We start from the raw sequence: 12,815 nt of genomic DNA, 5'->3' as shown, positions 1-12,815 counted from the left end.
CGGGGGCAGGCACGGGGGCAGGCACGGGGGCAGGCACGAGGCCTGCCCCTACGGTGGTTTCGTCGGGGGCAATATTTTGGGTTATGACAATGATACCGTGGATGTGATTAGGCATGACGATGAATGCATCCAATTCCACATTGGGAAACCGTTCCGGTGTTCTTTCCCATAAAGCATGCTCGATCCTGGGTGCAGATGGTGATGAAATAAGCACCTGGCTGGCGATAATCATAGCCCTTGAGGCGGATTGACCGACGATGATGCTTTTCAGGATCAAAAGCCATAGCTGTTTTCCTTGGTGCCGTTGTTGCTGAACAGTTTATTTACGATTCCCAGAAGCTTGTGCTCTTTCTCCAACAGTCCCACTATGATCCCCATCGGTTGCGAGAGTACGTTGGCCTACCTGCGGTTCGAATTGCGGGCGGTTAGGTCGTAGCAGACATTGCCCTTTGCTCCTTTTGCCATTGTTTAGGTGTATAACAATACCCTTAGCAGTTTCGCCTTCAACCCTCTGCCAGGATATGGAATGCACACAGTCTGATGCTCTGGATAGAACAGATCTCTCGGTAGACCGTTCACCTGCCATTGAACTTGACATTCGGCGAACTCATCGTCGGTCAAATCGAGCAACCAACAACACGTGTCATCGCGATGATCAAACCTGGCGATTTCTCCCAATGGTGACACCGGTTTGTCGTCTAAAAGTAAGCAAAATAACTCCTCGGACATCGAGTTTTCAAAAAGCCAATTTACTAATTCGGTGACAAAGATCTCTTTACTTCTGAATGGTGTTGGCAGAAGTCCTTTCTTCTCAAGGGGGATGTTACAGTTCCAAGGAACGATGATCCCTGCATAAAAATGGGAGCACCACCGAGCGACGGTTGTTGCTGTGACGATCACAGATTTCTGGAAGGGGAATTCCCTTTGGTCTTGAAAGTAGTACAGCTCTGCCAAATAACGCATTTTATGCCTCCCGGCTTGGCAGGCTAACGACCTACCCACCATCTGCAGTAACAGCAGCGAAGCCGTTCTGGATGAACTATCGGTAGCCTAAGCTATTCGGGTCACCGAGTAGGAAAAGCTAATCCGGTGAGTCAATCCTCGGCTGAGATGAAGTCGTCAAGACTCATACGTGCAATTCACTTCGGCGGTCTGCAATAACCCCAGAACCGATGACCATATGGTCGTTGCCGGATCGACAGAGCGAGGAACAACCGCAACCGGCTGGGTTGTTGACTACACCCTCCATCTGATGGGTACCGACCGCAGCGAATGCCTCTATCTGATGCGTGCGCCGGGCACGGGGGATAAGCGTCACCCGGTTCGCAAGATCGTGCATACCCAAGTTGGCACGGTGTTGGGTAAGCAAGGCGACCACGCTCCCGCCCACCGTCCCGCGCGTCGCCCCACGCACACCGGTGTACCGTTCCCGCCGGAGCCACGGCACCCGACCACGCTCCCGCCCACCGTCCCGCGCGCCTGCGCACCGTCCGTGTTGCACCGGTGAACGGTGATCATTCCACCATGCGGCATGACCGTATGCTGCTGATAGATACCATCATTTTTCAGAAACGGGCGATCGTCGAACCCATTTGACCAACGCAAGAACATTTCGCAGATTGAGCATCGTGCCACCGACGTACCATCACTGTCCTGGTTGGTCTGCGGTGTGGCCTGATGGCGTATTGTCGTCAGCCCAAGCAACTCTCGTTCGGCTTGGTCTCATTGCCGGCCTTTGGTTGCCGAACCTAAATTCGTCTTCATTATGTCAATGCAGGTGACATTCGTAAGCGGTCGATCCGGAACGTCGTAATATCGTACTTGGTCGTACCTTGCATCGCAAGATCGGCAAGAATCTCACCGATCAACGGTGCAAACTTAAAACCATGACCAGAACACGGCACCGCCAACAAAATCTGGCGATACTCAGGATGATGGTCGATCAGAAAATCACCAGTCGGTGTGTGGGTCATCCGACAGGTTTCCGCGCGTAACAGACGTGCTGCAAAACCAGGCAACGTTGCTTCGAGCCGTCGAGCAATCCGTTCACTCTCAACCGGATCGGGAAGTGGCGGTAGCACATACGGATCACGAACAACAACGCCAGTACCGAATAGCTCTGCTTTCACACCCTCTCCCATATCGGGATAACACACCAACAACGATTCACCGTCACCGTGACCATGATCACGCACCACTGGTAGATACCCGATCTTACTCAGCACTCGATGGTGGGGCAAAAAGAATGCCGACTGTTCACGTGTGATCAACAACGGAAACGATAATCCTAATTGCCGCAGAAGAACCGGTGTATACGAGCCCGCAGTAATCACCACACGCTGTGCACGGTACGTTGCACCGGCAGCATCAACCCGTACCCCGGTGCCATCTGGCAACAACCGATCAACCCGAACCCCGGTTGCAACGACGGCACCATAACGACGGGCCTGCTCGATCAGCGTCGCAACACAGCGTGAAGCCGGCAAAATACCAGCATCAGGCTGATACAGCCCAATCGTCTGATCGGTCACTGCGAGCGCGGGAAAACGGGAGCGTAATTCATCCGCAGAGAGTTGCTCGAAAGGTACCCCGGCAGCCGCCAACTGAGCCGCACATGCCTTTAGGTAGGGCAGATCGGTCTGGGCTATGTCAAGTGCGCCGGTGTTGATCAACAAACGCTGACAAGCATCTGCTTCGAGCGCAGCCCAGGCTTGGCGAGCCGCTACTGCCAATTGAGTGTAGATGGCTTGCGGATAGGCATAACGAAACAAACGCGACAACCCATGCGAACTACCACGTGCATGCCCAAGAGCAAACTGTTCGAGGAGCAGCACCCGCCGACCGCGCCGGGCGAGTGCATACGCCGTAGCCGCACCCATCACCCCGCCGCCAACAATCAACACTTCGAGCATACGCATATTGCGCCTCGCTTTGCGGAGCTGCTGTGTTGTTTATTTGAATCATAGCGTGTAACGTTACAAGGCAATCACCAAATGTACCCTGTAGAGCCAGGGTACCTACAGATAGGCTGTCCGGCAACGGGTGAATGGGTTGATAAGATACATCGTATTCACCCACTCGAACGAGCCGGTGGAGATTGCTTACGTGAACAACCGGATTACGGCTATGGACATCGTCTACCCAATCGACCAACGTGCCTGAACCAACAACGAACGCCCACGTCGTATCAAGCACGCCTCAATCGCGTCGATCCTCTCGCCAGCGAAAGACAAACTGCTTATCGCCGATACGTTCACGACGGAAGCGCCAAAGACGAGTCGGTCGGCCACGTCCCTCGCGGATGTACGGTGTTTCTTCAAGGATACCGGCTTCTTTGATTTTACGGTAGAAGTTTCCTTTATCGAGCTTTTCCCCCAGAATCTGTTCGTAGATATGTTTCAATTCGAGGATCGAAAAGAGTTCGGGCAGAAGTTGAAATGCCAGCGTCGTGTATTCAAGCTTCGAGCGCAGACGTGAGAGGGCATAGGCGAGTATCTGATCGTGATCGAAAGCGAGTGGCGTTGGTAGGTTATCAACCGGGAACCACCGGACATCACTACTTTCATCGCTGACCCGGATCGTCTGCGCATCGGCGCGAACCAAGGCAATGTAAGCAACACTAATGACGCGATGGCGCGGATCGCGCTGGACATCGCCGAACGTATACAATTGTTCGAGGTATACGTCGCGCACACCGGTCTCTTCCTCGAGTTCGCGGCGCGCCGCTTCCTCCAACGATTCGTCGAGCCGAATGAAGCCTCCCGGAATCGCCCATCGTCCCTCGAAAGGCCAACGCTTTCGTTGCACAAGCAACACGTGCAAGGTACGATTGATCAAACTAAAGATCACCACATCAACCGTTACTGCTGGTAACGGATATTTGCTGATATCAGAGCGAGTTGGGCGTTCTTCCTGCATGAGCGCGCATTCTCCCTTGCAATGATTTAGTGTTAGTAATACACTAAAAATAGCAGCTCGTCAAGTCATCGCAGCAGCAGCGGCTCCAAACAACCCGGCTTTCGGCTCGAGAATGACATGAATAGGGACGTTAGCCAGGAGATCACTGAAGCGACCCTTGTCACGGAAGATCTGTAAAAAGCGTTCACGCTTGATCAGCGGCAATACCCGCGGGGGCAGACCACCACCGATATACATACCGCCGGTTGCCAACACTTTAAGGGCTAGATTACCGGCTTCAGCAGCCAGAATATCGACAAACAACTCAAGGGTTGTACGGCAAACGAGACACATATCTTCGGTTGCCATGCCGGCTTGCGCGATAATCGGCGTAGGATCGGTCGCAGCGGCAAGCTGCTCGGCTACAGCCGGCGTTTCACGTTGGAGTAGGCAGTCACGGACGAACGCATACAGATTGGGGATACCGATCCCAGAACAGACACGTTCATAACTCACGTGACTAAAGCGTTGATGTAAATAGTCGAGCAAATCTTTTTCGATCTGATTTCGTGGCGCAAACGTCGTATGTCCGCCCTCGGAAGGATGTGGTCGGTAGCGTGTACCATCCCACGTCAGAAACGCCTCACCGAGACCGGTTCCCGGTGCGATGACGCCAATTGCCCCATCGGCAACCGGTGTGCCGGCGGTGAGGGTCACGAGGTCAGCCGGTTTGAGGATTGGCACCGATTGCGCAATCGCCTCAAGATCATTCAGGAGGCGCACCGGTACGTCACCCAACACCACACTCAGCTCAGCGGCATCGATTGTCCAGGCTAAATTGGTGATGCTGGCCCGTCCGGCCACGACCGGACCGGCCACTCCGAATGCAGCCGCAGCGATCGGCGTAGGATGGACAGACAGAAACTCGGCAATGATCGCTGCAAGGCTCGGATAGCGAGCACTGGGAAATGTCTGAATGTTCAATGGCGTGTGTGGCCCAGTATTCTGATCGAAGAGGGCAAGAATCGTCTTGGTACCACCAATGTCGCCGGCGAGATACATACTATCACCTACCATTCAACCACTGTCGAGCAAGCGAATACCAGAGCTGTCGAGATTACTTCTCAGCGTGTCTGCACCGAATCGGCGAGCGCTGTCCGAAGTGCGGCAATCGCCGCCGGGATCGGCTGGTCACCGAAGACGGCCGAACCAACAACTGCTACCGTCGCACCGGCCGCAGCACAAGCCGCAATGGTCGCCGGATGCACACCGCCGTCAACCATAATCTCCACCGGACGATCACCGAGCATGGTTGCCAGCCGCCGTACTTTCGCCAACACCGAAGGGATCAGCGTTTGCCCCCCAAAACCGGGATTAACCGTCATAAGTAGGATCAATTCAACCTGATCAATAACCTCTTCGACCATACTGAGCGGTGTTGCCGGATTCAGGGCAACACCGGCCTTTTTACCCAAGTCGTGGATCATCTGGATAGCCCGATAGACGTGCGGGGTGGCTTCGACATGCACGGTTATGAGATCGGCGCCGGCGGCGGCAAAATCAGCGAGATAACGCTCCGGCTCAACAATCATCAGATGCGCATCGAGGAGTGCGCCGTATCGGTCGGCCAACGGGCGCAACGAGCGCACCACCGGCGGCCCAAAACTAATATTGGGAACAAATTGGCCGTCCATAACATCGAGGTGAATCCAACCGATTCCCGCCTCGCATGCCGTGGCGACCTGTTCACCTAGACGAGAGAAATCTGCCGTGAGGATGGAGGGTGCTAAGCGCATAATCTTCTCTACATGGTATGACACGCTTATGGCGCTACTCTACCGCAATCTGTGCGAACAATATGCCGCACGCCTGTTGCTCCGGCAACGAACAAATCAGTTGCCAAGCCGATAAACAGGCCATGCTCGACGATACCGGCTCGTGCAGCTAAGCGGTCGGCCAGTGCAGCCGGGTCGGCAATCGGGCCACATGCCCAATCGAGGATCAGATGACCTTGATCGGTGCGAAACGGTTGCCCATCAGAGCGAAGGCGCAAGCGCACGCCCCCACCTTGGGCAGTTAACCAGCGAGCCGTTGCTCGGTAGCCGAAATCAACCACTTCAATCGGCAATGCGAAGCGCGTCCCAAGGGCCGGTGAGAGCTTACTTTCGTCAACGATAATCACAACCCGCCGACTGGCCTGAGCAACCATCTTTTCACGGAGCAATGCGCCACCACCACCCTTGATCAGGGCCATATCTGGATCGACTTCATCGGCGCCATCAATGGTTATATCAACATTCTCTACATCATCAAGGGTAGTGAGGGGAATACCCAGCTCACGGGCTAGTGCTGCGGTCCCTTCAGCACACGGTACACCGACGATCTCGCGGAGTTCGCCATTTGCCAAGCGTTCACCGATCATCCGCGTTGCATACGCGGCCGTACTCCCAAACCCCAACCCGATCACCATTCCCGGCTCGATCAGTCCTACGGCCGCCGCCGCCGCCATTGCTTTCAGCGTTTCAACAGAACTCATCACATTACCCGATTATCTGCAACTATACCACAACGACATCCACAGCAGGTTACGGAGTCTGCCCTACGTCCACGCAACGTTGCTTACACCATTCGCTCTAACCATGCCGCCCGCATACGCAGTTGGGCGGCAGTTGGAATCGCCACCGGTACCAACGATAGCGCATCATACGGCGCAACCGCCAATGGCACAACGACATCGATCAACGCATCACCACGGAAGAGGGTCAACCGCACTGCATCACCGGGCCGGCGTTCCAGCAGGCGTTGGTTGAGACGTTCCTCATTCACCCGCCAGCCATCGAGCGCGACCAACTCATCACCGGCATAGACACCCGCTTCGTAAGCAGGCCCATCACTGCGCACCGAAGCTACAATAGTTCGTTCACCTTGTTGACGCCAATTGATCCCCAACCAGGCCGGTGGCTGCCCATTGGGCCGTGGCCGTCGGTATTGCCAGCGTGGTTCCAGCCCAACGACGGCCAGGGCGGCATGATAATCGAGTTCGGCAACTCCTGCTACATACTGTTCGTACATGTCGCGAAACCCATTCTGTTGACCACCAACCGCCTCGATTGCAGCCAGCACTGCACCCTCTTCGGGAATACCCGGCCCTTCGACCGGATAGCGTTGGTACAGATAACGCATCACATCATCAAAGCTCCGCTCGCCGTTCGTCTGTGACCGGATCGCCATATCAAACATCCAACATACCAACGCGCCCTTGAGATAGTACGAGATACTGGAATTGATGCTATTCTCATCAGGACGGTAGAACTTAATCCAAGCGTCGAAGCTGCTCTGTTCGAGACTTTGCAACCGACGACCGGGTTGCTGTTGAAGTTGTACGATCTTATCGGCCAATTTTTGCAAATAGCGCTCTTCGCTCATCAGACCGGCTCGTACCAGCAGTAGCTCATCGTAGTAGCTCGTTGCCCCTTCCATCAACCACAGCAGGCGCGTGTAATTTTCGTTCTGGTAATCGAACGGGCCAAGTACTGCCGGACGCAGTCGTTTCACATTCCATGCATGAAACAGTTCGTGTGAGGTAAGGCTCAGATAGCGCTCATACTGGTCGGTAAACGTCCAGCGGTCGACCATATTGGTAGCGCTATTGCGATGTTCAAGGCCACCGCCCCGACCATCGGTCAGATGCAGAATGAACGTATAGTCGCGGTACGGCAAGCTACCAAACAGCGCCCGTTGTACTTCAACAATACGTTTGGTATCGGCCAACAAACGCGCTTCATCTTCATTCCCGTGGCCCCAAATGGCAATCCGGTGCGGTACATCATCGACGGTAAAGGTTAAGAGACGATGCGTGCCACATTCCACCGGGCAATCGACCAACTCATCGTAATCGGCTGCCTGAAACGATGCCCGCTGTGGGTGCGCCGGATCGGTCGGCAACGGAATGAGACCGGTCGTCACCTGCCAGCCGGGCTGTGGATCGACGTGAAGGATCAACGGCTCGCGCGTATGGCCGTGAACGTACATAAACACATTCGCGCCGTTGAAATAGCCGTGCGTGCCATCGAGATGACTGGTGCGTACCGTCAAATCAAACGCATAGACTTTATACGAAACAATGACGTGGGTTGCTGCACCGGCCTGCACGATCCAACTATCTTTGCGCACCTTGTGCCACGGCAAACGGACACCTGCACCGTCAGTCGCTTGAAACTCTTGCACATGGCGGGCAAACTCACGGATCATATACGAACCGGGCGTCCAGGCCGGTAACGACAATTGAACATCACCAGTCTCTGTCCGTTGAATAGTAATGTGAACATGAAAGAGATGGGAATGAGGCACGGGCATTGCAATGGTATAGGTTATCATCATGTCTCCACAAAGTAAGAGTGCGCCCAGGTCGGCGCACTCTCATCGTAACAAGCGCAATTCCATATTACGACGTAAACGATTTAAAAAGCATTCGCAAAAGCTGCGGTTGATCGGGATGTTCGTGTTCAACCTTACGTGTTAGCACCATTAAGCGGGCCGCTTGATCACGCCGTTGCCAGATGGCAAGTGCAAAGCGATCATCTTGGATGATACCACGTTCGCGGAGGAAGGCGTAAAAATGCTTGAGTGCACTACACATCTCGCGCACATGTCGCTCCGAGACATCGTAATGATTCGGATAGTAGTAAAACAGAAACTCATCGAGGGTCGCATAGCTACCCTCACTGAGCGCTAACCGATAGAACGACGCTAAAAACCACGCATACGGTTGCAAGAGACGAGCCTGAGTCTGGGCAGTCGAGCGCTTTTTCCCACACTCTTGTAAATAGTCAACATACTGATTGATGAGACTGGTACTTTGCAGATGGCATGCATCTTCGTCGTCATCATCATCATCCCAATCGAGATCATCGTCATTGTACCAATCGTCGTCATCGGTCAAACCGACAATGTCATCGTTATCGAATGACAAAGCATGAGCTTGAACCTGATCGGTCAGGGTATCGGATGCATACCGGATCGTCTGCGGATCGAGCGCAGGAAAGAGATCAGGTGCCTTGACCAATAACCAATTCAACTGACCGGCGATAATTACCTCGGCCTGTTCTTGAGTAGCGTGGTTTAATTGCTCTTGCACCTCAGGTGGTAATACTTCTTGCATGCGCAAAAACGCATAGGCCATTTCATCACTTGTTATGATTGCAAACGGCCCTAGCTCCTCATTAATGGCTTTCAAGAAAGCTTCATCATCCTCCTCATCGGACAGATACGACTCGCGGGTCAAACGACCATCCCAAATGCCTGCCTGCCGATCCTGTTCCCGCGAACGCTGAATTGCTTGCTGTAACGCTGCAATTTCCGCTAAGAGGGTCGTCTGATCAGAGGAGCGAATCAGCGATTGGGCCTGAACCTGATCGAGGATCGCTGGCGAGAAGACCACACGCTCGTCTGTGGGTTGGACTATCATTACTGCATCAACATCGAACGGATCGGTGACCAACTGGAGATAGAAGTCATCGATCAATTGCAGCCGTCTATCGTTCAACACAAGGTACTGCCATGGCCGACCGGGATAGGCAGTCCGCCACGCAGCTCCGGCAAAGATCGGCAACACGACCTCATCAACCGCAACCTGCTGGTGCCCGACGCGCTTTACCAATTCCGCAATAAGTGCTTGTTCTTGTGCTACAACCTCATCGGTGCGAAACGCGGCTACCGGTTCGTAGGTGAGATACATTTCTGGATGTGATCGGTACCGTACTTCCACCAAGATGCTATCACCGACGGCGAAGTGGTGATGGCGAAACCATTCGTGCAGATCAAGGGCAAGCCATGTTGCACCGGAGGGCGATGACACTTCATGTACCCGCAGTACATTATTCTGTTCGTCGTACATCAGAGGCAACGCGCGCTGGCGCGCGCCAAAGAATGGATACAGATGCGCAATCGGTAATTGACCATTGGCGATGTCTTGCGGTCGTGGCCAGCAGCGAAATCGGAGACCATCGAGCACCGAACGCAACGGCATATACTGCTTACGGTTGAGCTTCACCCAGCCGTGGCGAATACCTTCCCAACGCAACGTATCACGTACCGACGCCTCGGTAAAGGTAACAGGCCAACGCGCCTTCATAAGGTGGCAAAGTTCACCGACACTGAACGGCTGATCTAGCTCATGAGCGAGCGTTTGTAATAACTCGGCAATGGTGAGCTCTGACTTTGCCATGCACGTGACCTCCCCTAACTACAACCTTGTCTTCTGCTCAACCGTCATCAATTATCGCAGGACGGCCGCTGCGTTTGGCAGACTCCATCCGGCGAATAGGTCAGGATGGATGAGCGCAGCCAACAATTCTAAACTATCAACGATCCGTGGACCGGGTCGACTAAAATAGGTGTTGCCATCAACAACAAAGACTCTACCATTGCGAACTGCCGGCAGCGCATACCAACCGGTACGTTGCGGTAAGAGAGCTTGCGCCTCAGCCACTGCCCGTTCGAGGGTAAAACCACACGGCATGACAACGATGACTTCCGGAGCACATGCAATCACATCTGGCCATGCTACGCGTTGTGCTCGTTCGCCAGCCACTCCTAACACCGGATGGCCACCGGCAATAGTGACCAGCTCCGGGTTCCAATGCCCCGGCCCAAACACCGGATCGAGCCATTCCAAACAGGCAACCCGTGGACGATACGATACGCGCGCTGTTTGCGCACGTACTCGTTTAACCCGCTCGTTCAGCGCCTGAACCAGAGCATCGGCCCGTTCGGGAACGCCCAGCGCCCGCCCAATCGCCTTGATCGAACCGAAAATCCCGGCCAAGCTGGTCGGTTCAAATGATAAAATGTGCGCCGTACCACCGGCCATCACCGACTCGACCTGCCGAAGGGGCACAGCACACACCTCGCAAAGGGCCTGGGTCAGGATTACGTCGGGCTGGAGCGCATGCAGCAACGCCATATCGAGTTGGTAGATCGAGAGGTCATTGCGTGCTCGCTCACGAACTGCTGTATCGATTTCGGCGGAAGACACCGTCTCTGGTAGGTCGAGAACGCTCCGTGTCACCACCGGCAAACCGCGCACCGTCGGCGGATAATCACATTCATGGGTCACGCCGACAAGTTGGTCTGCAAGACCCAATGCACAGACTATTTCGGTTGTGCTCGGTAGCAGCGAGACAATACGCATGGTCATCCTGCCCGACGTGGTATGCTATTAGCTACAGCGTAGCATTCACGTGCATTGGTGTCAAGAATATTATTCAATCGTAATGACCTTTAAAAAGTTGGTTGGCCCATAGCGATACACCGGATGCCCGCCACTCAGGACGATCAAATCACCGCGCCGGGCCATCCCCATATCACGCATCATCCGCACGATCTGCTGTTCCAGTTCGTCGAGTCGGTCACGCGCCTCAATCACAATAGGTGTCACACCCCAGTAGAGACTCGTGCGACGTGCCGTCTCTTCAGTTGGGCAGAAGGCGAGGATCGGCACTTCAGGCCGGTAGTGGGAGACGAGCCGAGCACTTGCGCCGCTCTGGGTGAGCACCACGATAAAGCGCACCGGCAAGGTACTCGCAATAGTACACGCCGCAGCAGCAATTGCACGTGGAGTTGATTGTGAAGACACAATCGACCAGCGCGGTGTTGTATGTGAATGATTACCGCTCAACGATGACTCGACAGCATCGGCAATCAGCGCCATCATCTGTACAGCTTCAATCGGGTACGCACCGGCTGCCGTCTCACCGCTGAGCATCACGGCGTCGGTACCGTCGAGAATCGCATTTGCCACATCGCTCGCTTCAGCGCGAGTTGGTCGTGGGTTGTGGATCATCGACTCGAGCATCTGGGTGGCGGTAATGACGGGCAGCATCGCTTGATTAGCCGCGGCGATAATCTGCTTCTGTACAATCGGTACCCGTTCGGGTGGCATTTCGACACCAAGATCACCACGGGCCACCATAATCCCGTCAGCTTCGGCTAAGATCTCCGGTAAAACTTCAAGCGCCTCCGGTCGTTCTATCTTAGCAATGACCGGCGTTTGTTTGCCGGCTCGACGAATGAACTCCTTCACCTCACGCACGTCACTTGCGCGGCGGACAAACGATAACGCCACGAAATCCACACCCTGTTCGAGACCAAAGGCGAGATCGGCAAGATCCTTCTCGGTCGCGGCCGGCGCACTGACCCGCACACCCGGCAAATTGATGCCCTGATGTTCGCGTAACTTTCCACCATGCACGACCTCGGTCTCAACTTCAGTGTCGGTATGGTTGATGACCACCAGCTCGATTAACCCATCCGACAACAAAATCCGGTCACGTGGCCGCACATCGAGTGGTAAGGCCCGGTAGGTGGTACTGACGCGCTGAGCATCACCGATAATTGGTTCGGTCGTGATCACAAAGCGCTGGCCGGCAACCAGCTCGACCGGCTGACCGTTAACCAGTGGCCCGGTGCGAATCTTCGGTCCTTGTAAATCTTGGAGAATAGCGACATGGCGACCAGCTTCGGCAGCCGCTCGTCGCACCATCGCAATCCGCGCTGCGTGTTCGGCATGAGTACCATGCGAGAAGTTGAGACGGGCCACATTCATTCCGGCACGAATCAATCCGGCGATCCGTTCGGGGGTACTCGTCGCCGGCCCAAGCGTAGCAACAATTTTTGTCCGACGCATAACTCTACTCGATTCTAACTGCGTATGTTGGTTATCGAAATACGGGTATGCGTATACCTTCTTCAGCGGAGCCGTACCCGTATGACTCCCACATGCTGGTGAACGGTGTTGAGATGGGTACCGCAGTCGTATCTATGAGAACCGACAACTATCACCGGGCTGCGGCACATACCGAGCACACATTACGACACGACAACCAGCACGTCTCCCGCCACTTGTACATCACCGCGAG

General features: G+C 54.6%; 11 protein-coding genes and 1 pseudogene. 1 reads left to right on the top strand and 11 read right to left on the bottom strand.

Features of this window, described 5'->3' with window-relative positions:
- Both AC01ZF_RS09725 and AC01ZF_RS09720 read right to left on the bottom strand, forming a co-directional pair.
- Positions 1–277, bottom strand: a pseudogene (locus AC01ZF_RS09725) (hypothetical protein); the annotation flags it as partial.
- A gap of 191 nt (positions 278–468) precedes the next feature.
- Positions 469–963, bottom strand: a complete 495-nt coding sequence (locus AC01ZF_RS09720) for a hypothetical protein (protein WP_424676795.1) — start codon at positions 961–963, stop codon at positions 469–471.
- Between the two features lie 217 nt (positions 964–1,180).
- Between AC01ZF_RS09720 and AC01ZF_RS09715 the strand changes: the two genes are divergently transcribed.
- A complete protein-coding gene (locus AC01ZF_RS09715) occupies positions 1,181–1,507 on the top strand; it encodes a transposase (protein WP_476575326.1) in 327 nt (108 codons plus the stop codon).
- Between the two features lie 256 nt (positions 1,508–1,763).
- Here AC01ZF_RS09715 and solA read toward each other — a convergent pair whose 3' ends face one another.
- The 9 genes from solA to pyk form a co-directional block, all read right to left on the bottom strand.
- Positions 1,764–2,918 (bottom strand): N-methyl-L-tryptophan oxidase, encoded by a 1,155-nt coding sequence (gene solA, locus AC01ZF_RS09710; protein WP_424676796.1) that lies wholly within the window; start codon positions 2,916–2,918, stop codon positions 1,764–1,766.
- A gap of 280 nt (positions 2,919–3,198) precedes the next feature.
- Positions 3,199–3,918 (bottom strand): NUDIX hydrolase, encoded by a 720-nt coding sequence (locus AC01ZF_RS09705; RefSeq protein ID WP_424676797.1) that lies wholly within the window; start codon positions 3,916–3,918, stop codon positions 3,199–3,201.
- Between the two features lie 60 nt (positions 3,919–3,978).
- Complete coding sequence (gene glk, locus AC01ZF_RS09700) at positions 3,979–4,959, bottom strand: glucokinase (RefSeq protein WP_424676798.1); 981 nt, start codon at positions 4,957–4,959, stop codon at positions 3,979–3,981.
- A gap of 62 nt (positions 4,960–5,021) precedes the next feature.
- On the bottom strand, positions 5,022–5,693 hold the full coding sequence (gene rpe / locus AC01ZF_RS09695) for a ribulose-phosphate 3-epimerase (RefSeq protein WP_424676799.1): 672 nt from the start codon (positions 5,691–5,693) through the stop codon (positions 5,022–5,024).
- 26 nt (positions 5,694–5,719) lie between these two features.
- Positions 5,720–6,433, bottom strand: a complete 714-nt coding sequence (gene rpiA, locus AC01ZF_RS09690) for a ribose-5-phosphate isomerase RpiA (RefSeq protein ID WP_424676800.1) — start codon at positions 6,431–6,433, stop codon at positions 5,720–5,722.
- An 83-nt stretch (positions 6,434–6,516) separates the two neighbouring features.
- Entirely contained in the window at positions 6,517–8,274 is a 1,758-nt protein-coding gene (locus AC01ZF_RS09685) for a M61 family metallopeptidase (RefSeq protein WP_424676801.1), read from the bottom strand.
- A 67-nt stretch (positions 8,275–8,341) separates the two neighbouring features.
- A complete protein-coding gene (locus tag AC01ZF_RS09680; protein WP_424676802.1) occupies positions 8,342–10,123 on the bottom strand; it encodes a hypothetical protein in 1,782 nt (593 codons plus the stop codon).
- Between the two features lie 51 nt (positions 10,124–10,174).
- Positions 10,175–11,089: a cobalamin-binding protein gene (locus AC01ZF_RS09675; RefSeq protein ID WP_424676803.1), complete on the bottom strand. Its 915-nt coding sequence runs from the start codon at positions 11,087–11,089 to the stop codon at positions 10,175–10,177.
- A gap of 69 nt (positions 11,090–11,158) precedes the next feature.
- Positions 11,159–12,583: a pyruvate kinase gene (pyk, locus tag AC01ZF_RS09670; protein WP_424676804.1), complete on the bottom strand. Its 1,425-nt coding sequence runs from the start codon at positions 12,581–12,583 to the stop codon at positions 11,159–11,161.
- Positions 12,584–12,815: the final 232 nt, after the last annotated feature.

This window comes from Chloroflexus sp. (genome assembly GCF_056331925.1).
This window is presented reverse-complemented; position numbering and strand designations above follow the sequence as displayed.